Here is a 21553-nt window from a genome sequence, read left to right as displayed (position 1 = left end):
GATGTCGAGAACGCAGAAGCCGTGCTACGCGAGTTGCGAAAACAAGGATGGGTAAACCCTGCACAATAGGATGATGCACAACAGCTGGTAGTGATGCCAAAGTCAAAATAGTCTCTGCTGGCGCCGGTACTCAGGTCGACACTCAAATCACCAGCGCGGAGTCGAGTTCGATATCAGAAAGTGAGATAACGGACGTTTGCTCAGTCTTCGCAAAGTCCGCTTTAATACGCAACTCGGTCATAGCGCCATTTTCCACGAGCGTCTGCTCTATGACGGAAGCCGCCGCTCACTGGTGAATTGCGAAAATTTTGCCGTAAATGTCGGCTACTCGAACCTAACGAGTCATCTGATAAAAACACTCAGATGACCGGGTCGAGCCCAAAGCGGACGTAACCGACGGATAAGTTAGTCCGCGCTTTTGTCACAGTTATTGTCGACTAAGAGAACGCTCTGTGTATTCGCATTTCTACAAACGTAAGAAGCTTGAAACCGACCAAGTTCAGAGCTGACTATAAGAATCAGTCTTTTTAAATCGTGTTTGTTCTCTGGAAAACGGTACCGATATGATTGTTTGCAATCATTTGTTCAAATGCACGGACCTCGCTTCGGCGACAAGATTCTCTGGACAGCATGGTTTTCTGGACAGTACGTTCGAACATACTCAAAAAAATGAATACATGGGGGGACCCGAATGTGCTTTTGTTCAACGACTTTGGAAGGCCTTCAAAGACCTGCCAAGCTGATAGGCTTCACGATAGCTGCACTCGCAACGGGAGCGACTACTGTAGCCGCCGGTGAATGCAGTTTAAGCGGAGTTCCCAGCGTCCCCGATATGACTGTCTTAACTGTAGAAGCGCTGTCTGAACCTGCACCGCATTGTCGTGTTATCGGTGAAATTGGGACCGAGACCGGATTTGAACTGCTGCTTCCGGACGACTGGAACGGTAAGTTCGTCATGGGCGGTGGCGGAGGGTTCTCCGGCGATTTCAACAATGCCGCTATGGCTTTGGGTAATGTGCTTGCCGACGGATGGGCGACCGTCACGACGGACACAGGACACAAGGGCAACGCTATCGTCGCAAGCTGGGCCCTAAACAATCTTGAACGCCAGGTCAGTTTTGGGTTCCAGGCAGTGCACAGAACGGCTGTGTCGTCCCAAGCGATCATAGCTGAGTATTATGGGTCGGAAATACAGCGCAACCTTTTCTATGGATGCTCCCGTGGCGGTGGTCAGGCTTTGATGGTCGCGCAGAGATCACCGGGCGTTTTCGATGGCATCTATGCCGGGGCACCAGCCTACTCCTGGACAAAGGAGATGGCTGGCCGGTGGACTTACGACGCCATGAACATGTTCCCTGATCCAAACCAGATTTCGACACCAGTCATCGATACCGAGGCGCAAGCCCTTCTCGGGAATGCCATCATGGCACAATGCGACGCGATTGACGGGCTTGAGGACGGCATTCTGAATGATCCGCGCCAGTGCGACTTTGTGGTGTCGAGCCTGCTGTGTGGAGAAGGTGAAACCAATCAGTGCCTGAGCGCAGAACAGGTCCGGGTCGCAGAAGATCTCTATCGCGAGGTGGAATTCGGGGGCATGTCGTGGCCCGGCATGCCGATGGGCGTGGAGTTGCCGGACAATCCGCTGGGTTGGTCGATGTGGAATACTGGAGGCTATGTCGAGGGCGCCGAAATCGACTTCCACCCCGGTGACGGCGATGAGGATGCGGTGGTGTATGAAGCGCCTCCGATTCCTAATGCAACCTGGGGTTTCTCTACACAATTGATGAAGAACTTCTTCTACGGCGATCCTGACTGGACTTATGAAGACTATGACTTTTCTGACTTCGCCCATCACGCTGCGCGCTTGAGCCCGACGCTTGATGCGGAAAATCCCGACCTATCGGAATTCCGGGCCAATGGCGGCAAGCTTATAATTGACAACGGCTGGATGGATGGGTCGCTGTCTGCACACGGAACTATTGCCTATTACGAACGGGTGCTTGAACACGACCCTTCTGCTCGCGAAGATGTACGCTTGTTTATTCGCCCCGGCATCACCCACTGCCGGTTTGGGCCTGGACCGGACGGCACAAACTATATCGAGGCGCTGGAAGAATGGTTGGACACAGGGGTGGCACCTGACCAACTCGACGCGCCTTATGTCCATCCGCTGACCCGCGAGCCCACCGGACAAGGCGGGCGGATTATCTGCGCGCATCCGGCCATTGTAACTTACGATGGGAGTGGCGATCCGAGTAAACCAGAGAGTTTCAGTTGCGTCGTTCCAAACTAGCGAGCCAGAAGAGTGTTGGGCGTGCTCGTTGAACGTTTCGACATGTTCCGCTTCGAATGTCACGATCTTTGTATGTGATACGCTTTTGTAATAAGGATCAAAAAGAAAATGGAATTCTTTCGCAGCAAGTGCTCCATAAATCGCTGTGAATTCTTCGGCACATTCGTCGTAGCCGTCTCCATGGCATTGCTTAGCTTTTCTCAGGTGATGGCGAGCGAACTTGATGAGGTTGTCGAATTCTTGGAACGACAGGTCTTCGAAGGTGTCGTTGAAGCTGGGGAACGCACACAGGTCTCGAACAGCATTAACGGAACGTTGGTTAGTGTGAACTTCATCAACGGGCAACGCGTCGAGAAAGGCGAGGTGCTTTTTGAACTTGCAAAGCAGACCTTTGAACTGGACGTCGAACTGGCTGAGAATGAGGTGCGGCGACGAGAAGTGGAACTGGAAATCGCACGCGAAGCGGCAGAGCGTGCGTCCTCCCTAGCGGGCACAGGTGCTGCCACAGCGTTGAGGAAGCTGGAAACCAAACAGGCGCTTGCGCTTGCTGAAGTTGCGTTGAGGGAAGCGCAGGCAAAGTTAAAGAAGGCGCAGGTTGTTCTGTCCGCAACTAAAATCAAAGCGCAGGCTTCCGGCTGGATTGTCGCCCCGAAGCATGATCTCGGAGCTTATTTGAAAACGCAGACACGCCGTCCAATTGCAGAGATTTTGGACCTGAACACGGTTCTGGTTTCGTATCTTCAGCCTTATGACACACTCATTGCACTTCAGAACGTCTCACCAGTGCCTATACCTCAGCTACTTAAGAAGCTGGATGTTTACGTGATCCTGCCCAATGGCACAGTATTCGAGGAGTCCGGAGAAATAATCTCAACCGACAATGAGTTGGATGGGCAAGGCAATCTGCGCGTCTGGGCAAGGTTCAATAATCCGCAGACACTTCTGATCCCAGGCCTGAAAGTCCAGGCAAAGGTCGAACTCAAGAACTAATACCTCTTTATCTGGATGCCGGTTTTACGCAAAGTGCAATTCACCTCCGCTTTGTCCTGTAGAGAACGCCTTAATCCAAGCAGAAAGAGTGACAGCGTTTATCTTTTTGCTTCGGGTGTTAATCCGCGAACGATCGGTTTGTCCGCAAGTCGGACATAGCCGAATTTTTAACCAGCGTCTGCTATTCGCAGAAAGCGGTCATTAAGAGCAGAAAGTTCGGTTTTTCGTAACCGAACGGCCGTTTAGCGGCGCGTAGTCGTCTTCTGAGAAAAACAGTCGGATGACCGTGTCGAGCCCACTTTGACCGATACTGCAATCAGCAACAACTGGAAGAAAGGGCGGGAAGCAGAAGTTCGCTGCGAGTGCAAAGATTATCTCATCGGGAGCCAAGAGCAGACCTTTGTCTGTCCATCACACACCCATTCGGTATCGATGAACTTTGTTTTGATCTCGTCTGGAGGTTCGTCCACTTCACAACCAACGCACCTCCTCCTTGGAAGCGCATGCCTCTGAACGAATTATTACAAACCCTATAGAAAATCGTCAGGGCTTGGCGGGTCCTGACCAACCGGCAGCTTTCATTGCACTGATCAGTTCTTGAACTGGCTGTGGGTCGACAAACACGCGAGTCTTCAGTTCTTCGAGGGGGAAGCTTGGCCAAGTGTCCGAAAATACTTGTGCAAGCCGCTGTGCCTCTGCTTGTTCCCCGTTCCGCAAGCGGGCCGCCATAAGATAAGCCGCGGAAATTGGCCCGAATGGCCCACCGCGAGATATCGATTCATCAAACGTCCGGATTGCGGCAGCATAGTCGCCCGTATGGAACTGAGCCGCACCCAGTGCGTTGTCAAAAACAAGTCCCCCTCCTTGTGGGGCAAGTGTTCTATATCGCGCTGATTGAGACAAAACTCGGTCAAAATCGGATGTATAAAGGGAAATCAAGGCGTCGAATTCAACAACGTGTGAATCATCGGGCGCCAAACCTACAGCCCGTTGGGATAGTCGAACTGCGCTATCGTAGTTGCCCACCCCAAATTCAAACCAGGCTCGCGCTGAAAGCGGCCAAGGTGCATTCGGAGCCATTTCCAAAGCGTAAGCACTATTCTTGTCCGCTGCGTGCAAAAACTCGTCTGAACCGGGCTTGCCCGATTGCATAATGGCGAGCATTGTTTCGACCTGAGAAGCACCAGCATATCCCCCGTAATATAACGGGTCTCGTTCAATCGCTGTTTTAAAAATCAACAACGCGGGCTGAAGCCGGGCCAGATCCGTAACAGGGAAAATCAGATCCCGGCCTGCGTCGCTTAGGTTCATTGCCTCGACACGGGCAGGTGACACGTCGTAGATTGCAGTTTTGCCGGTTTTGGGTGCTACAGATTGCGAATTGCGGCCAATCAGGACACCAAAAAGAATGCTGACTATTAATAGTGAAAGCGAGATAACGACTGCGGTAGCCCGTCGCCTTCCGCGTAAGCTTCGTCTGCTTCGACTGGAGCCCGGCAAAAATTCGGGTGCGTAACCCCCGACGGGCAGTGAGATAACCAATTCGTCAGCAATCCCTTTACCGTCATAATAAGATTGCAGCTTTCGCCGAACACGCCCGGCATCCACACGCACGACGCCCTCGCGTTTCAATAACTCATCCGCGTCGTATCCATAAACATCCATCGCAATGGTCTTGGCACGTATTTCGTCGGAACGACCCTCCAGCGTTTCCGTCACCACGTAAGATAGGAATGATCGCATGCGGGCGGATCCTTTGAATTCATCCGACCTCAGAACCTTGTCCAACGCGGCACGCAACTGCTCGCCCGAGAACGATTGAGTACCAGTCTGGCCCTGATTGCCGACGCTGACGTTCAAAAACTATCCTTTCACAATAAGGGTTTGACGTCACGTTGCTACCGTAGCATGCGGCTTGAAACGTGCAATACATATTCTTTTGGATGCATGCTTAGAGGGAGAATGCCTAAAAAGCGCTGCCAATGACGGATGATGAATTCTTTGAATCTCAATTTCCCAAAGCGGGTCGTCTGCTACGGAACCTGCGGGAAAAAGACCAAGAGTTCGATCAAATTTGTCGCGACTACAAAGAGGTCTTCGCAGAAATGGCGATGCCGCCAAAGTCGCATTCAGTTCTACAGATGCGCTATCTCGCGGATCTGGCAGAAAGCCTCTCGGACCTGCGCAGCAGTATTGACGGACACCTGCGGGCTCAGGGCGCGCGTGCGGAATCGGTACGGAACAAAGATTTGGAGGTTTGACATGAAACTTAGATATATCTTGCCTACGTTGTTGATTGGTGCTGGCTCCGTGCTTGCTCAGGAAACCCCAATTGTTCATGACGGCGAGTTTGAATTCCTCCGCGCGCAGTTTGGTGAGGCATGGGATGCACAAGACGTTGAAGTCGACGCCAAGCTGGCCGAAATTCGTGCGGCCAATGGCGATAAGCCCCCTAACCTCCTCTACATCCTGATTGATGACGTCAGCTTTGGTCAGATGGGTGACCGCAAGATGAATTACGTCATGGGGATCGAGACACCCAGCATCAATCAATTGGCCACCGAAGGTTTGTCGCTGATGCGCATGTATACCGAACCCTCCTGCACTCCGACCCGCACAGCCATGTTGACAGGGCGCCACCCAATTCGCGCAGGTGTGGAAGAGGTCAAGGTGGCTTTGGTTGGCGAGGGCCTTCCGGCCAGTGAAGTGACACTGCCGGAGATTCTGAAACAGGTCGGCTATAATACGGCGCATGTCGGCAAATGGCACCAAGGCGACATCGAACAATCGTACCCCCACAATCAGGGGTTTGATTGGGCCGCATTTCCACTCCACCAGCAAGTACAGCTGAGCCTCATGACCCCCGAGGCAATGCGGTCCAACACCATGCTCGGCTATGTGCCCGAGGGGCAGAACAATCAGTTCCTGCTGGATGAACGGTTCAAGCCATACGGCCTTGTCACCGGTGTCGAGGCCGAAGCCGGTGGACCCGCCCAGGAAGTAGAAATGTCAGCCGGTGAAGTGTGGACGCAGACCAAATATGAAGAGATGAACGAACGATATCAACGGCAGGCGTTGGAGCAACTTGAACGCGTCGCTTCCGAGGATGCGCCATTCTTCTTACAATACTGGCCGCTTTACCCGTTGAACTTCGTCTACCCGGATCAGGCAATTTCACGAAATGGCGGTTTTCATGCCGACAAGCTGCAACTGCTTGATGGTTGGATCGGAGATCTTTTGGCCAAGCTTGAAGAATCTGGCAAAGCGGACAACACAATTGTTGTTTTGATGGCGGATAATGGCCTGATGTATCACTACGAAGGCTCATCCGGTCTGAACCAGCTGATCTATCGCGGTGGCAAAACCCAGCATCTTGAAGGCGGCGTAAGAACCGATGCGTTCATTCGCTGGCCCGGTGTGATCGAAGCCAACAGCGCAGCCGGTGACATCTTTCACGTCTCAGATATCTTCACCACGATGGCGCGAATTGCCGGAGCCACAGACTTTATCCCAAGGGACCGCGTAATAGACGGCATCGACCAGACGGCCTTGCTGTTGAACGGCGAGGGAAATGGGCGGCGCGACTATGTCTATATCTACGAAGGACCTGTCTTGCGCTCGGTCGTCAAGCAGGAGTTCAAGATGCATCTTCCTGCCCCCGGTCAACCCGGCGCGGCTGCTCCGACTTATAATATTTATAGGGACCCCCGAGAGGAACACCCTTTGGTGGGCTACTCGCTTTGGGCCGGGGCATCTTTTCAAGATATGATCAAGCGTCACCAGAAGATGATCGCCAAGTATCCGCATTCAGAGATTGGCAAAGGTACACCTTATGAAGGCATTGAAAACCTGCGCCCGGAATCCGAACTGACCCGCGACGTATTCACGAGTTGGCAGTGAGATCACAAATTTAGTAATTATTCGAATATATCGATGTTACTGATGGTAATCACATCGAAGTCAAAAACCGAAGCTCGGCTTCGAACCCTGGGGGAGATGGAATGAAACTACAATGGCTTATGGTTTTGTGTGCAGGCATTGCCGCCCCACCTTTGCAGGCTCAGGACGACCCTATTCAACACGATGCTGAGTTTTATATTCTGCAAGCCCAACGCGCGGAACAATGGGTGCAGGATGACGCTGCCGTTGATCAGGCTTTGGCCGCTTTTCGTGACGGCAACAATGGGCAACCCCCAAATATCGTCAGCGTTCTGATTGACGATATGGGCTTTGGCGATATGGGTATACCCGAGCTCAACGCTGTCCGTGGGTACGACACTCCGAACATCAACGACTTTTCGGACGAAGCGTTGCGTATGGTTCGGATGTATACTGAACCGTCCTGCACCCCGACTCGCGTGGCACAAATGACCGGCCGCTTGCCCGTGCGTATGGGAATGGGTGATACGACCGTCGATATCGCTGGCTTTGGATTGCCCGATAATGAAGTGACGCTGGCCGAAGTCTTGAAACAGGCAGGATATGCAACCAGCCACGTCGGCAAGTGGCATATGGGCGATATTGCCGAAAGCTGGGCGATGAATCAGGGTTTTGACTATGCCCAGCACGCCATCCACCAGCAGGGCCAGCTGACAATCTTTAATGATGATGCGATCAAAGAACAGGTCTCGGTCGCGATCCGGGACTATGAGGATAAATACACACTGGACGGCTGGTTCCGACCGGATGCCTCGGCGATGATGACCGTCATCGAGGGCGAGACCGGCGGCGCCATTCGCGAAATCCGCATGGAAGCCGGAGAACGCTGGAACGCCGAAAAATACGACGAAATGAACCAGGCGTTTCAGGATAAAACACTTCAGGAACTGGAACGCCTTGCAACTGGGGACGCGCCCTTCTTCCTGCAATATTGGCCGATGATCCCGCTGGACAATACCCGCGCCGGCCGTGACGGGCCGGAAAGCGCGAATGGCGGCTTGTATGTCGACAAGATGCAGCTACTGGATCAGTGGCTGGGTGATCTGTTCGCGCGCATGGATGATCTAGGGCTCAGCGAAAACACCATCGTTGTGGTTATGGGCGACAATGGGCATTTTACCAAATACGCGCCGCAATCCGGGTTTACCCCACTGATTTACGCGGGCGGTAAAGGCGACACGACTGAAGGTGGCGTGCGCGTGGACGCCTTCATCCGCTGGCCGGGCATGATTGAAGCTGACGGGTTGTTAAACAGCATCATTCATGTTTCGGACCTCTATACCACGATCTCGCGCTTTGCCGGGGCGGATGGATTCATCCCAAGGGATCGTCTGGTCGATGGTGTCGATCAGTCGGCGGCGCTACTGTTCGCGGATGAATCGAAAGCGCGACGCGATCACGTGATCATCTATTCGGTCGCGAAACCCGAGGCGATCGTTAAGGATCAGCTTAAGCTCAAACTGCCGGGACCCGGCGAGAGCGCAATTTTAGCAAAATTCTTCGATCTTTACCGCGACACCCGCGAAGAATACTCGGTCTCAACCGAAGTCGGGTCTTGGGGTGGGCAGGAATTCGTACGTATACTGGGCCGCCACAAGGCGCGGAAAGAGAAATACCCCGATACTCCGCCCGCCTACGGCATGCCTTATGAGGGGATTGAGAACATTCGTCCCGAGACACAGCAAGCCGTTGAAGCTTTCATGATCAAGCGCGCGTCGCCCCAGAAGTAGGCCTGTTCTTTCGTAATGAACCGCGAAGGACTGTAATCACCAAAATCGAGGATCTCAGCATGGTTGGTAGCATAATTTTCGCACTGGGATTGATCGTGTCACTCGGAATCGGGTTTGTCTATTTCCGCGACCTTGGCGATGTCTCGCAAATGCTGCTGAAAGTAAAGCGCGAGAATATGGTGCGCTTTATCCGGCATGAATACCGCCTGATTGGCATTGGCCTGGGCGGATTTGTAGTGGCAACCCTTGCACATTTCCTTTTGGGGGGCGGCCCTTTCTGGCTTTGGCTCGTAACGGCTGCGCTGACCTTGCTTCTTTATGGGTTTCCCTATGTGTGGGTGCATTTGGGCCTGAGAAACCAGCTCAACGACGCCCAGTATTTTTCTATCGAGGAAGCGCGAAAATATGTCGGTCCAACAGCGCCAGTCATCGTCATCGAACACAATGGTCACGCGCGCGCGCACCCGGATGCGCAGATCATGCGCCCTCATTTGGCGGGCGATGTAGATGGGCTGGGGGGCGAGGATGTGGTAATGACTTACTGCGCGATGGCCAATCTGGGTCAGGGGTACACACCGCGAATAGAAGGACGGCGCCTGAACCTTGAGGTTCTGGCCCAGCATGGCAACAACTTGATACTGCGTGACAACGACACGGGCGATCCGATCCAGCATATCTACGGTTTTCGCGAGGCGGATCGCGACCCCAACTCCGAGGGTCCTGCTTGCCCTCTCCGGCCCCAAGCGCAAATGAGGCCTTGGCCCACCTTTCGAATGACATTCCGCGGGTTTCAGAAAGCCTATCCAGAAGGTGAGGTGTTTCTGAACAAACCATCCACGAACCCTTTGCTGCGTCTGCTGGACATGATGACCGAGATGACCTTTGGCTGGGGCATCGGACGCCAACATCAGGAAGACGCTCCTGTGATGGACAACATGGATCGTTCAGACCACCGGTTGCCGAACAAAACCTACGTCTGGGGAATTACGATTGGTCAAGATGTCGCTTGCTGGACCGACGATTTCATCATCGAGAACAACTGGATCGTGACCGCCAAAGTCGGAGGACGGGATGTCGTGGTCAGCCTGGATCCGAAATATGAAAGCCTGGGCGTTTGGTATAACGACTCGGGTCAACCGGTGGCCAAATGCGATTTCTGGGGTCACTCGGATCAGGGTCAGCTAAAACGTGTAGAAACCCTGCGCGCAGGCGTATTCTGGCACGTTTGGTCCGAGTTTTTCCCGAACACAGATATCAATCGCGTCGGCAACAGTTCGATGGCGACGGAAGAAGCTGCGGAATGAAAATCAGGACCACACAATTTCAAACCAACGACAATTTATTGAAACTTGTATGTTTGTCGGGAGGAACAGAGTGTTTTCGTCACTATGGGTGAAAAGTTGCTTATGCGCGGCAACGCTATCGGCATCGGCAGCCACAACGGCTGCGGCACAACAATCCGATTGGTCCTACGAGGCCACGATTTATCTGTTCATGCCGGAAACAGAAACATCCTTAAGCACCCCCATGGGGACACTGGACGGTACACTCAGTTTTTCTGATGCATTGGAAAACCTAGATTTCGCCTTTATGGGAGCGTTCTCGGCCACCGACGGACGATGGCTTATACTTGCAGATTACAACTACACAGATTTGTCGTTCAGCAACAGCACTCCCGGCCCCGCCAGTTCGGGCCTCGAGACATCATTTACCACGCAATACCTAAGCGGTTATGTCGGCTACCGAGTGTATGAAGCACCAACTATCTCGGTGGATGTCGCCGGAGGGTTCCGGTGGTTCAGCACTGATACAGAGTTCACCCTTCTCCCTGGCGCGGCACCGGGGAGGACAACAACCGCCGACGACAGCTGGACCGACCCTGTCATCGCCGCCAGAGCACGCGTCCGGTTCTCGGACAAATGGTCCGGCACCGGTTTCGTCGACTACGGAGGTTTCCGCAGCGGCAGTGAAACATGGCAGGTTCTGTTGACCGCCGAATATGCCATCAACAACAGATGGCTGATCCGCGGCGGCTATCGCTATATCTCGTTTGACCATGAGATCGACGGTAGCGATTTTACATTTGATCAGTCAGGGCCAGTGTTAGGCGCGACTTATCGTTTCTAGAATTCTTTATTGGTGAACTCGAGACTGGGTTGTGATGTTACGAACATCGTTTGATTGGCGCGAGTAGACTGCAGAAAGTTCTAGAGAATCATATTCGCTGTGTCCTCAGATTTGTCTTCGTGTCTGGCACCAGTTCTTGAACCCCAGCATCGATAGCTGGTTGGAGTTTGTTCTCACTCTAGAAATCAAGCGATGAATGAAGCAAGTCTAAGTCGCGATGCCACTTTCAACCGCAGAGTGAGAATTCACCTCGGCTGGCTTTCGCAACTACAGCGAATGGCGGCTACGCGGGCTGCGACCGCAGCATCTTGACCCGTTCGCTAACGGCAGGAACGGGCCGGTTAGCGGACATAGGAACTTCTTGCAGCATCTGAAGCTTTGGGGTTCAAATCGCTCGTTCGCACTTCGGCTAATACTGGCTCTATTTTAGAAACCGATCAAATAAGTCAGCGCTAGTTCAGGCAAAGCCGACAATGGGCGCAGCCTGACTAAAGATAGGACGTCGAGCTATTGCCGTTCGATGCGCCTCTGGACCATGGCCGGACTTCAAAAGTAGGTTCAGGTAAGTCAGCTCCAACAGGTCGCGCTGCGCCCGGCTCCCTCCCAGGCGCGCGTGATCTGCCATTACCGGTGTCAATAGTTGCAGTGCTGCCGTCCATTCATGCTGAGCAATCGAACTCCAAGCTTGTGCCACCGGGCGCACAAGGTCCGCCGCAAAACCTGTCTTTGTTTCGGTCAAGATTGCCAGACGTTCACCATCTCCAGCCATGGCATGGGCCAGGGCACTGTGAATGTCTGCAAAACTCATCCCTGGTTTGGGGAAAAACCGTGCGGCGTACTCGCTCAGATCGCGCCAACGTTCCGGTGCCACTTTGTAACCTGCAATCTCAGAGCGATACAGAAGAGCGGCAGCGTCCGTCAGAACATTGATTGGCAGCGAATGGGACACTGGTGGCGCAATCGCACCGTCGTAAATCGCCCAAAGTTCGGCCTCATCCTCCTGCTCCAATGCCCAAAGCGCACGATGCCAGCTCAAATGGCCGTACAATACGGCGCGCGTATCATAGTCCGAGATCCAGTCCGCAAGGTAGGCGCGACCAGCCTCACCAGACCCTTGTTCGTAAAGTGTATGCGCTTTGAAATGCGAGGCATTCGCGTTGCTATTGTTCAAGGCGAGGGAGCGTTCCATCATAGACATTGCCTCATCGAGCCGTCCTACCTCGCACAGCGCCTGACCATGCACGCTCATAATCCACCAATCCTCCCCCAAGGCATCAAACAGTTTAGTTGTATAGGCAAGTTGTGCGCTTTCCCGGCCGGGTTCACCCGACATCCCAATCAAGCCGAAAATATTGGTGCAGATCTGCGCGACCAGGACATCGCGCGGGTGAGCTGCAATGTGCTCTTGAACTGCGCTTCGGGCTTCGGACGCGCGGCCCTGCAGGAACAGATCGAAAACCGCGATATGGCTTCTCTCACGTTCGGTTAACCCAGAGGCGCAGGAGCGAGCCGAGGCAAGTGCCTTTTGAGCGCCCGGTATATCGCTGTCGTACATTCGAGCGCGAGAAAGCCCAACATGGCCCAGGGCGAAACTGGGGTCGGCAGCGACAGAGGCAGAGAAGGCGGCGGTGGCGCCAAATGTTGCGGCAAGGATATGGTCAATCCCCGCAACATACGCGTCGCGTGCATCCGGCGATCTCGTCGTCAGTGTCAGTCCGTATCTATCAGCCAGCATTAACGTGACCTCATTTCGTCAGTGTCCGAACTTGGTCATTCACAATTGGAAAATGCTAGCACAAATCTGAAACTCTAAACACTGGAACGAATGATCGACTGCTTTGCGGGCGAAGTTGCCATTCATTCGTGAATTGCCATGTCAGCTTGTGAGAAACTCTGAAAGATGCAATTTTGCCCAACAGAAACAGAAATGCAGGGAACAGGATTGTCACCTATTGACGCTGTACGTACGCCAGACGACCGTTTTCTAAACCTGCCTGATTTCGCCTGGCGTCCTCAGTACGAAGATCAGTTGGCCGGGTATGAAGGCCTGCGGATGGCAAGAATAGACGAAGGTCCACAGGATGCAGAGCGGGTGTTCTTGTGCCTTCATGGGCAGCCTTCATGGGGTTTTTTGTATCGGCATATGATTCCGGTCTTTCTCGAGACTGGCGCCCGAGTTGTCGTTCCTGACCTGTTCGGTTTCGGCCGATCTGACAAACCTATCCAAGACAATTGCTACACCTTCACATTTCACCGTCAGAGCTTGATCGAGTTGATTGAAACGCTCGATCTCAAAGGAATTACACTCGTTGTACAGGATTGGGGTGGGCTTCTTGGTCTTACCATTCCACCAGACATGCCTGATCGCTTCAATCGGCTATTGGTTATGAACACGGTTCTCGGCTTGGGTGGCGGTAGCAGCGAAGGATTCGATGCCTGGAGGGATTTCCACCGAACCCACCCGGACTATGACGTGGCCGCATTGTTTCAAAAGTACGTGCCCGGCATGAGTGATGAAGTTGCGGCCGCTTACGCCGCCCCTTTCCCGAACGCGCGTTATCGGGGCGGGGTGCGGAAGTTCCCGTCGTTGGTGATGACCGAACCCGACATGGAGGGCGTTGATGTGTCGCGACGCGCAGCGGCATGGTGGAAAACTGACTGGTCTGGCGACAGCTTCATGGCGATTGGAGAAGCAGATGTTCTGATCCCGCCGAGGCTGATGAAACGCATGCACGAAATATTGGGCGTAGTTCGCCCTCCTTTGATGCTGCCAGACGCAGGTCACTTCGTTCAGGAGACCAACGGCGAACAAGTTGCTCGCGCGGGCTTGTCTGCATGGGAAGATGGAGGGCATCTCATTTAGCCCTAAGGGGTGAGAATTAGGAACTTCGTACAGACCGCAGCATGAATAGACAAAACTCGGACAAAGTTGCCAGATGCAGTTATCTCGAAAGTGATCTTTGCGTGACGTCTAAAACTCTGAGTGGTTTGATGCGTGGGTGATCTGCTGCGCTAACCGCGGCGTTCCGGGCCGCCGCCGCAGTTGGTTTTCACCGGTTCACTATTTTGAGAATACTATGCGTAAGGCGCTGTAGTTGCTATCATTCACTTGATGAATGACACGATACGCCCTTCGCCAGAACTTGCCGCCATAGTGGAACGTTGGATCAAAGCGTACGGTCGCGGCGACGGCGAAACGGTCGCACATCTTTTCTCTGACGATCCAGCGTTGTCCTATTTTGGCTCTGACGAGGATGAGGCGTGGCGAGATGATGCGCTACGTCGTGGCATGGCGCAGTATATTCAGGAGGTTCCACGGTTTCAGTGGCGCCCGGATGAACTGCGTGGTTTTGAATGCGGATCCCTTGGCTGGGTGGAATGGAAGGCAACCATCGACGCGATTGAAACGGGACAATCCGCGCAATTGCGCTCCACCGTCATTTTGAAACTCGACAAGGGTTCCTGGAAAATCGTGCATGTTCACAACTCAATTCCCGTCAACAACGTTGAAGGCTTCGGGTACGAGGCAAAAGGTTTTGAGGAGCTTCTCGATGCCGCCCTGTCCACCCCATACGAACTTGGTCAAAGCGGTATTGCGACTGTCATGTTTACAGATATCGCCGACAGCACGACGATCGCTGAAACGATAGGGGACACACTCTGGACCGATTCTGTGCGCAGGCACCTAAAGCTGGTCGAGACCCATATCGTCGATAGCGGTGGGCAATTGGTGAAATCGCTTGGTGATGGTGTAATGTCTACTTTCGGGTCTGCGAGGGCCGCCCTGTTAGCGGCTCAGAATATTCAGCGCGCCAACGCAGCTGAAACCGCCGAACCGAAACTGCAAGTTCGTATTGGTTTGCATACCGGCGAAGTGATTACTTCTGACGCCGATCACTTCGGAACAGTGGTAAACAAAGCCGCTCGCATCGCGTCGCTTGCTGCGCCAAGTGATATCTGTGTGTCAGACGCCACGCGGATTATGGTTGGCGGGTCAAATGAGTTTCTTTTTCGCGACCCGATGACAATTCCGCTAAAGGGTCTGGATGGGGAGCACTCAATACTTAAACTCGATTGGCAAAGAACCACCTAAGAACTGGCCTTCCAGCCAAAAATGGTAATTCGCCATCCTTGCCCAGGCTCATTCGGCAACAGACGCGCATATAAAAGAGATTTTGACTTGAGTATTCTTCCCACCATTGCAGACAGTGCCGAAGATTTGACCGCGATATTCGAGGACCTGCATGCTCATCCGGAAATCGGCTTTACCGAAACGCGCACGGCACAGATCGTCGTCGGCCAGTTGCATGATGTCGGTGTGCTGCACGCCGGACTTTGCAAGGTCCGCTTTTGCGCATCGCTGACATTGGTGCGCTAAGCAGCATCGGTTGATTTGGGCTCGGTGCGGTCATTCGGTGTATTGGGTTCAATGTCTGCTCTAGCGGCAAAGCGACCGGTCACTCGGCAGGCGCATGTATCCACTACAGTGCGGTGTGCAGTCTGCTACCGAAATAGCGTTAAAACCGCCTTGGACGATCAAGCATTAGCTGGAGCACAAGCTGTTCTCTTCCTGTTCTATTGTTTATGTGCAACTTTTGGAGGGGTCGACTTGCTTCAACCGGCAAGCTTCCTCAGCAATCGGTACTGCCTTGATACACGTAAGCTTTTGGATGTGCGACCAGACCCTAGAATGTGCCAAATGGAGAACAACATGAGCGCTAACGCGGACAGCGGTCTGAAGGGCAATCAAGACGTTACAGATACTGAAGGTGACTATTCCATCTATCCGCACATGGATGGGATCAAAAGCTCGATGTCGTGGAAGCTTGGCTGTTATGGAGAACGCGGCGCTCTTTCCAAGGACATGATCGGGAGCTTGGCTGAACAGTTTGACCTGCCGACTAAGCTCGTACGCGAACTCTCTGTGTTTCTTGGGAACTGCCTCAATAACGACGACGACATCGCAATCAATCTGACTGAGGTCCGACGCTCGCAAGCGATTGAACGAGGTCAAAAGCACCTCAAGCAACTTTTGCGGAAAGCAAAACAGAGTTCCATTGGTCCCCAAGAACTCCGGAACGCATTGGGCTCGCTTTCGACTTATTTCGCGGCGACGCCAGAAGATGGAGACCTTCTTGACCAAGTCCTCGACAAGCTTGAGACCGCAACGACACTTACTCAGGATGTCATAGATGACATTCGGCACATCCTTGTGACCCCCGGCGCAGTTGCAGAGATGTCGCCCCGAGACAAGCGGTTCTCGCGCGACAAACGCCGTCAGTACATCGTCGAGAGCTGCTGTTACATCTGGAAAGATGCCGGTCGCCCTCTGACCTATACAACATACTCAGACGGGCGCCCCGGAGGACAACGGCAAGGTCCGCTCGTCAACTTTATCCAGGCTGTCGTGAAGATGATCACCGAGCCGGGGCAAATCCTGAGCGGTGAGACGATCCGCGTGGATATAGACGATTTTCGCGGCAAGCTTGAGCGTGAAGAGAAAGAGCGTTGGGCGCCGCCGGAATTGGCCAATCAATACACTTAGAAGGAGCAAGCCCGCGTTGTCATGGTCATGGCATGACACGCGTTCCTGCCATACCCCCTTCTGACGACCATGCGCACCGGCAGGTTGAGACAGCGATTGACCAGTTGGTCCGATTGCTGGCTGCCCAGGCAGTACGGGAACTGGGCCGGAACGCCTCTGACCAAAAGGAGGCGCATCAGGATGCCACAGATCAATGCCAAGAAGAGCCGACCCCGCAAGCTTTTGACGGTGAAGGACGTCGCTGAACTGGACAATTGCTCGGAGAAGACGGTACGCCGTGCGATTGCGGCAGGCCTGCTTGAGGTTATTCGGGTGGGCCCCGGCGGACGCCTCATCCGCATTGATCCGGCAGCTCATGCCGCCTACCGGCAGACACATTGCTGGTAGGAACTCACGTCTATTAATGTCCATTTATGTCAATGCGTTATGTGCATTTCGGGAAGAAGGCCAGCCCGTAAGTTGCGAACTTTTTGTGCTACGCTTTTCCCGAATCGGACCTCCTGTCCACACCCGTCCACCCGAGACCTGACATGTCCAAAGGAACGTAAACCCGATGACTAGCCAGAGCCCCGTTCCATTGACATTAGCCTTCGTCAAAGCCGACACACCGATGTTTGCCCAGCTCATAGACAAACTGCGCTCCGATAGCTCTCTGACAGACGGACGCCGCAGAGATATGATCTCCGGCCTGAGCCGTACGTCCAAAGCTCTTGGATTACCTCCAGAGGATGTACCCTGCGACAGCCGCTGGTTGCAGCCCCGTTTAGCCAATGTCTCACCGGCTGCGCTTGGTCTGACACCAAAGAGCTGGCAAAATGCGGTCAGTGATGCACGGGCGGCGCTCGCGCATTTCGGGCTGGTGGAACGGCGATACAACCGGATCGATGATCTGTCTCCCGATTGGCGCACGCTCTGGACGGATGTACTTGCGTCCGGTGACAAGACATTGCAACCCGCACTCTGCCGCTTCGTGCATTATCTGAACCGGCAAGGCGTCAAACCTGCCAATGTGTGCAAAGAGCATGCTCGGGCCTATCGAGTAGCGCTTGAGCATAACGAGATCAGCAAATCTCCTGATGTTGCACATCGTGCCGCGGTCAACGGCTGGAACCTGGCGGCTCGACGTATTTCACAATGGCCCAAGGCCATCCTGCCTCTGGAATCGCGTCGGAAGGTCATTGCATTTCCGGTGACCGCGTTTCCAGCGCCATTCCAAACTGCTCTTGCAAAGCTGATGCATCGTCTGTCCAATCCGGACCCGCTGGCAGATGACGGTCAGAACAGAGCACTTCGATCCGCGACCCTGTCTCAATACAAAAGACAGTTGGTTCGGTTTGCCTCCGAACTGGTTCATTCTGGCATCCCAATTTGCCACATTGGCGGATTGGACGTCCTGATCAATCCGACGATGGCTGAACGGGGTTTGCGCCAGATGTTATCACGCACCAACAACCAGACCACAAAGATGATCAGCGAAATCGCCGCGCTGCTCCGCAACCTAGCCCGGATACTCAATGCACCCGATGACACCCGGGACGGGCTGTCGGGGCTTGCCGCGCGCCTGGCCGTCAAACCTCAGAATGGCATGACCCAAAAAAACCGAAGCCGGCTGCGGGTGTTGCAGGAGGACCGGCATCAGCAGCGCCTGCTGCTTCTGCCTGAACGAATTTTCGCGCGACCACGCGGCACGTCCAAACCGTATGGCTGGGCTCTGGCACGCGAAGATGCGCTCGCCATCGCCATCTTGCTGGTCTGCCCAGTTCGCGTGAAGAACCTGGCTGACATCCACCTGGAACGCCACCTGCACCGTCCCGGCGATGGCCGAGCCTACCTGGTTCTGGAAGGCGGCGAGACCAAAAACGAGCGACCTGTCGAGTTCGAGATCCCACGGGATGTATTGCGCATGATCGACGCCCATCTCAAAACTCGCTGTCCGGAACTCTGCCCCGCGGGAACGCCTTGGCTGTTTCCGCGCCGAAAGAGATGCGATCCAATCGACCCGAACGCCCTTTCGGCACGCATCTCCAAACGGATCCGGAAGGAAACGGGGTTGGAGATGAATGCCCACCTGTTTCGGCATTTCGCGGTGATGAACTGGCTCGACGCCAATCCCGGCGGCTACGAGGTTGCGCGCCGTTTGCTCGGGCATTCGGAGGTCAGCCACACCATCAACATGTATTCCGGTCTTGAGGCACGGTCGGCGACACGCGCCTTTGCTGACCTGGTCGATGCCAAGAAAGGGCGTCGCTGATGAGCCTTATTCTGCCGCTCGACGAATGGCCCGCGCAAGACCAGGAGATGTGGCTCAACCTTCAGGCGGGAGGTGGACCGCTTGACGATTGCGGCGCGCTCTCACATCTACGCGCGACCTCGCTGAAGACTTTGGAGTTGCGCTATGCCCGATGGCTGCAATGGCTGATTACAAGTGATGCGAATGCGATCACACTGCCTCCGGCTCGACGCGCGACTCTGCCGCGCCTGTCCGCTTGGCTTCGGGACCTCTCACACACCCGGCCAATGACCCGGTTGATGTTCATTGACGGCGTTTTGCGTATCCTCTCCGCGGCTGACCCGACACAGGACTGGTCCGCTCAGCGGAGATTGAAAGCGGGATTGAAGCGCACCGCAGGACGGGGTGATCGGGATCGCAAACTTGGGCGTGTGTTGTCCAGCGAGGTTCTATTCCGTGCAGGGCTGATTCTGGCGACGGGTCATGCAGAAGCGGCGCCAACATCGCTGCGCCGTATGATGTGCCTGCGGGATGGCACCATGATTGCCATGCTGGCTTTGATGCCGATGCGGCGACGCGCCTTTGCCGGCCTTCGGATTGGCATATCCTTGCATGTCACAGCAGACACCTTGACCGTCGCGCTCCCCGGGGATCTGACCAAATCAGGGCAGCCATGGGAGGCTGTTGTTCCCCAGAGTGTTGAGCCTCTCTTGCGTCGTTATGTCAACGAAGTCCGCCCCTATTTTTTGGAGCGTGGCCAACAGCAGCACGATGTCCTATGGGTTGGCAAAACTGGCTTACCTTTCAAAGAAAACGCGCTAGGCCCCCGAATTGCTGATCAAACGCTTAAGCTGACGGGTCGCCGCATCCCACCGCATTTCTTCCGGGATGCCGCCGCAACGACATTGGCGCGCTCCTCTCCGGAACACGCAAAGCTGATCCGACCAATATTGGCTCATACGAGCTTCGGAACGGCAGAGCATCACTACATTCACGCCCAAACCATTGAAGCAGGCCGCGACTACGCGGATCTGATCAACCAGAAGAAAAAGGTCTGTCGATGACCCGAGTCGCAATCTATGCCCGTTTCTCCAGCCAGATGCAGCGAGACGCATCGATCGAAGACCAGATGCGACTGTGCCGGGAGCGGGCAGAACGCGAAGGCTGGACCATTGTTGAAGCCTATTCGGATCGGGCGGTCTCTGGCGCGTCCATGTTGCGTCCCGGGCTGCAAGCGCTCTTCAATGCAACCCAGGAAGGACGGGTTGATCTGATCTTGGCGGAGGCGCTGGATCGCTTGAGTCGAGACCAGGCAGACATCGCTGCGATTTTCAAACGCCTGAGCTTTGCAGGGGTCGGCATCATGACTCTGACCGAAGGCGAGATCAGTGAGTTGCATGTGGGTCTCAAGGGGACCATGAACCAACTGTTCCTCAAAGATCTGGCAGATAAAACTCGGCGCGGTCTTCGCGGGCGGGTGGAGCTTGGACGCTCCGGTGGCGGCAACAGCTATGGCTACGACGTCGTCCGGCGTCTCGGGCCCGACGGCCAACCTGTTACGGGGGAACGAGTGATCAACGCAGCGGAAGCTGAGATTGTCCGACGGGTGCTTCAAGAGTTCACCGAAGGGCACTCCCCAAAAGCCATTGCGCGCCGCCTCAACACCGAGGGTGTCCCAGGCCCCCGTGGTAAATTATGGCGTGACACGGCAATCCGGAGGCACCGCACTCGTGGAACCGGCCTTCTTAACAATGAGCTCTACATCGGCCGCCTGGTCTGGAACCGGCTGCGTTACATCAAGGACCCGGAGACCGGCAGACGTGTTTCCCGTCTCAACGATACCTCCGAATGGATCATCACGGAGGTCCCAGAGCTGCGCATCGTCGGGGATAAACTTTGGGAGGCGGTCAAACAGCGGCAGGGCGAGATCGAGGCTGATCCCCGCGTCAAAGCCATCAAGGAAACCAAGTTTTGGGAGAAGCGGCGCAAGAAGCACCTTCTGACAGGTCTTGCATTCTGCGGCACCTGCGGAGGGCCGCTCGCGACAGTCGGGCGCGACTACCTCGCCTGCTCTGCCGCCCGCAAACTCGGTACTTGTTCCCATAGGCACTCCATTCGCCGCAATGTCCTGGAAGACGCCGTTCTGGATTTGCTTCGTCAGCGTCTGATGCAGCCCGACGCAGTGGCCGCTTTTATCAAGTCCTTCAGCGAAGCCGCCAACGCAGAAGCAGGCACAGCGGAGGTAGCCCGGACCCGTCTGCAATCCGAGCGGGTCAAAGCTGCGCGCAAACTGAATGGGTTTTATGACGCGATTGCAGAAGGCATTCGCACCCCAGGTCTTCAGGCCAGGCTTGAAGATCTCGAAGCGCAGATCGCCGATCTGGACGCAAAACTCTCCGAACCCGCACCGCCCCCGGTGCGCCTTCACCCTAACCTGTCGGAACTCTATCGCTCCAAGGTCGCAGATCTGGCGCAGGCTCTATCGGATCCGTCGATCCGTACAGGGGCCTTGGAGATTATCCGGGGCTTGATCGAACGTGTTACGGTCCAACATGAACGGGATGGCGTGCAGATCGAACTGGAGGGTGCCCTGGCAGCAATGATTGGGTTGGCCCAGAATGAACAAAGCCGCCCTGAGGCGGTGCGTAACATACTGTTTTATGTAGGTAATATTGGTTGCGGGAGTAGGATTTGAA

The 21553-nt window shown here is 54.6% G+C and carries 17 protein-coding genes; 15 read left to right on the top strand and 2 right to left on the bottom strand.

What is annotated here, in order from left to right; genetic code table 11:
- Positions 1 to 832: 832 nt before the first annotated feature.
- Together ACR0FB_RS20460 and ACR0FB_RS20455 are read left to right on the top strand one after the other, a co-directional pair.
- The gene (locus ACR0FB_RS20460) at positions 833 to 2296 is read left to right on the top strand and encodes a DUF6351 family protein (RefSeq protein WP_480621753.1); all 1464 of its coding nucleotides are present in this window, start codon (positions 833 to 835) and stop codon (positions 2294 to 2296) included.
- A 108-nt stretch (positions 2297 to 2404) separates the two neighbouring features.
- Positions 2405 to 3286: an efflux RND transporter periplasmic adaptor subunit gene (locus ACR0FB_RS20455; protein WP_480621752.1), complete on the top strand. Its 882-nt coding sequence runs from the start codon at positions 2405 to 2407 to the stop codon at positions 3284 to 3286.
- A 543-nt stretch (positions 3287 to 3829) separates the two neighbouring features.
- Here the strand turns inward: ACR0FB_RS20455 and ACR0FB_RS20450 are convergent.
- Entirely contained in the window at positions 3830 to 5146 is a 1317-nt protein-coding gene (locus tag ACR0FB_RS20450) for a tetratricopeptide repeat protein (protein WP_480621751.1), read from the bottom strand.
- Positions 5147 to 5268: 122 nt separating this feature from the next.
- Here ACR0FB_RS20450 and ACR0FB_RS20445 point away from each other — a divergent pair, with 122 nt between their 5' ends.
- The 5 genes from ACR0FB_RS20445 (at position 5269) to ACR0FB_RS20425 (ending at position 11082) form a co-directional block, all read left to right on the top strand.
- Positions 5269 to 5547 carry a hypothetical protein gene (locus ACR0FB_RS20445; RefSeq protein WP_170347524.1) on the top strand — a complete coding sequence of 93 codons (279 nt, stop codon included), beginning with the start codon at positions 5269 to 5271 and terminating at the stop codon, positions 5545 to 5547.
- 1 nt (position 5548) lies between these two features.
- Complete coding sequence (locus tag ACR0FB_RS20440; RefSeq protein WP_171724061.1) at positions 5549 to 7186, top strand: sulfatase-like hydrolase/transferase; 1638 nt, start codon at positions 5549 to 5551, stop codon at positions 7184 to 7186.
- A 101-nt stretch (positions 7187 to 7287) separates the two neighbouring features.
- Complete coding sequence (locus ACR0FB_RS20435; RefSeq protein ID WP_171724060.1) at positions 7288 to 8955, top strand: sulfatase-like hydrolase/transferase; 1668 nt, start codon at positions 7288 to 7290, stop codon at positions 8953 to 8955.
- A gap of 59 nt (positions 8956 to 9014) precedes the next feature.
- Entirely contained in the window at positions 9015 to 10259 is a 1245-nt protein-coding gene (locus tag ACR0FB_RS20430; protein ID WP_480621750.1) for a DUF3179 domain-containing (seleno)protein, read from the top strand.
- Between the two features lie 70 nt (positions 10260 to 10329).
- Positions 10330 to 11082, top strand: a complete 753-nt coding sequence (locus ACR0FB_RS20425; RefSeq protein ID WP_171724058.1) for an outer membrane protein — start codon at positions 10330 to 10332, stop codon at positions 11080 to 11082.
- A 457-nt stretch (positions 11083 to 11539) separates the two neighbouring features.
- On the opposite strand, the gene ACR0FB_RS20420 is transcribed toward ACR0FB_RS20425, so the two are convergent.
- Complete coding sequence (locus ACR0FB_RS20420; protein ID WP_480621749.1) at positions 11540 to 12817, bottom strand: tetratricopeptide repeat protein; 1278 nt, start codon at positions 12815 to 12817, stop codon at positions 11540 to 11542.
- Between the two features lie 207 nt (positions 12818 to 13024).
- On the opposite strand from ACR0FB_RS20420, the gene ACR0FB_RS20415 reads away from it, so the two are divergent.
- The 8 genes from ACR0FB_RS20415 to ACR0FB_RS20380 all read left to right on the top strand — a co-directional run bounded on the left by ACR0FB_RS20415 (position 13025) and on the right by ACR0FB_RS20380 (position 21552).
- Positions 13025 to 13945 carry a haloalkane dehalogenase gene (locus ACR0FB_RS20415; RefSeq protein ID WP_480621748.1) on the top strand — a complete coding sequence of 307 codons (921 nt, stop codon included), beginning with the start codon at positions 13025 to 13027 and terminating at the stop codon, positions 13943 to 13945.
- Between the two features lie 249 nt (positions 13946 to 14194).
- Positions 14195 to 15175 (top strand): nuclear transport factor 2 family protein, encoded by a 981-nt coding sequence (locus ACR0FB_RS20410; protein ID WP_480621747.1) that lies wholly within the window; start codon positions 14195 to 14197, stop codon positions 15173 to 15175.
- Between the two features lie 87 nt (positions 15176 to 15262).
- A complete protein-coding gene (locus ACR0FB_RS20405) occupies positions 15263 to 15460 on the top strand; it encodes a hypothetical protein (RefSeq protein ID WP_480621746.1) in 198 nt (65 codons plus the stop codon).
- 333 nt (positions 15461 to 15793) lie between these two features.
- Positions 15794 to 16627 carry a hypothetical protein gene (locus tag ACR0FB_RS20400; protein WP_480621745.1) on the top strand — a complete coding sequence of 278 codons (834 nt, stop codon included), beginning with the start codon at positions 15794 to 15796 and terminating at the stop codon, positions 16625 to 16627.
- 180 nt (positions 16628 to 16807) lie between these two features.
- On the top strand, positions 16808 to 17014 hold the full coding sequence (locus ACR0FB_RS20395) for a helix-turn-helix domain-containing protein (protein ID WP_170782160.1): 207 nt from the start codon (positions 16808 to 16810) through the stop codon (positions 17012 to 17014).
- Positions 17015 to 17303: 289 nt separating this feature from the next.
- Positions 17304 to 18878 (top strand): hypothetical protein, encoded by a 1575-nt coding sequence (locus tag ACR0FB_RS20390; protein ID WP_480621744.1) that lies wholly within the window; start codon positions 17304 to 17306, stop codon positions 18876 to 18878.
- Positions 18878 to 19921 carry a tyrosine-type recombinase/integrase gene (locus ACR0FB_RS20385; RefSeq protein WP_480492314.1) on the top strand — a complete coding sequence of 348 codons (1044 nt, stop codon included), beginning with the start codon at positions 18878 to 18880 and terminating at the stop codon, positions 19919 to 19921. The genes ACR0FB_RS20390 and ACR0FB_RS20385 overlap by 1 nt, the downstream gene beginning before the upstream one ends.
- A complete protein-coding gene (locus ACR0FB_RS20380) occupies positions 19918 to 21552 on the top strand; it encodes a recombinase family protein (RefSeq protein WP_480686182.1) in 1635 nt (544 codons plus the stop codon). Before ACR0FB_RS20385 ends, ACR0FB_RS20380 begins: the two co-directional genes overlap by 4 nt.
- Position 21553 lies beyond the last annotated feature (1 nt).

The sequence above is a fragment of the Ruegeria sp. P10 genome, from assembly GCF_056534925.1.
The sequence above is the reverse complement of the archived record's forward strand: the minus strand, read 5'-3'. Positions and strand labels throughout refer to the sequence as shown.

What these genes read in the sequence shown, in the direction of transcription:
- ACR0FB_RS20460 (WP_480621753.1), top strand. Translation starts at nt 833, where the DNA reads ATGACTGTCTTAACTGTAGAAGCGCTGTCTGAACCTGCACCGCATTGT.
- ACR0FB_RS20455 (WP_480621752.1), top strand. Translation starts at nt 2,405, where the DNA reads ATGGAATTCTTTCGCAGCAAGTGCTCCATAAATCGCTGTGAATTCTTC.
- ACR0FB_RS20445 (WP_170347524.1), top strand. Translation starts at nt 5,269, where the DNA reads ATGACGGATGATGAATTCTTTGAATCTCAATTTCCCAAAGCGGGTCGT.
- ACR0FB_RS20440 (WP_171724061.1), top strand. Translation starts at nt 5,549, where the DNA reads ATGAAACTTAGATATATCTTGCCTACGTTGTTGATTGGTGCTGGCTCC.
- ACR0FB_RS20435 (WP_171724060.1), top strand. Translation starts at nt 7,288, where the DNA reads ATGAAACTACAATGGCTTATGGTTTTGTGTGCAGGCATTGCCGCCCCA.
- ACR0FB_RS20430 (WP_480621750.1), top strand. Translation starts at nt 9,015, where the DNA reads ATGGTTGGTAGCATAATTTTCGCACTGGGATTGATCGTGTCACTCGGA.
- ACR0FB_RS20420 (WP_480621749.1), bottom strand. Translation starts at nt 12,817, where the DNA reads ATGCTGGCTGATAGATACGGACTGACACTGACGACGAGATCGCCGGAT.
- ACR0FB_RS20410 (WP_480621747.1), top strand. Translation starts at nt 14,195, where the DNA reads ATGAATGACACGATACGCCCTTCGCCAGAACTTGCCGCCATAGTGGAA.
- ACR0FB_RS20400 (WP_480621745.1), top strand. Translation starts at nt 15,794, where the DNA reads ATGAGCGCTAACGCGGACAGCGGTCTGAAGGGCAATCAAGACGTTACA.
- ACR0FB_RS20395 (WP_170782160.1), top strand. Translation starts at nt 16,808, where the DNA reads ATGCCACAGATCAATGCCAAGAAGAGCCGACCCCGCAAGCTTTTGACG.
- ACR0FB_RS20390 (WP_480621744.1), top strand. Translation starts at nt 17,304, where the DNA reads ATGATCTCCGGCCTGAGCCGTACGTCCAAAGCTCTTGGATTACCTCCA.
- ACR0FB_RS20385 (WP_480492314.1), top strand. Translation starts at nt 18,878, where the DNA reads ATGAGCCTTATTCTGCCGCTCGACGAATGGCCCGCGCAAGACCAGGAG.
- ACR0FB_RS20380 (WP_480686182.1), top strand. Translation starts at nt 19,918, where the DNA reads ATGACCCGAGTCGCAATCTATGCCCGTTTCTCCAGCCAGATGCAGCGA.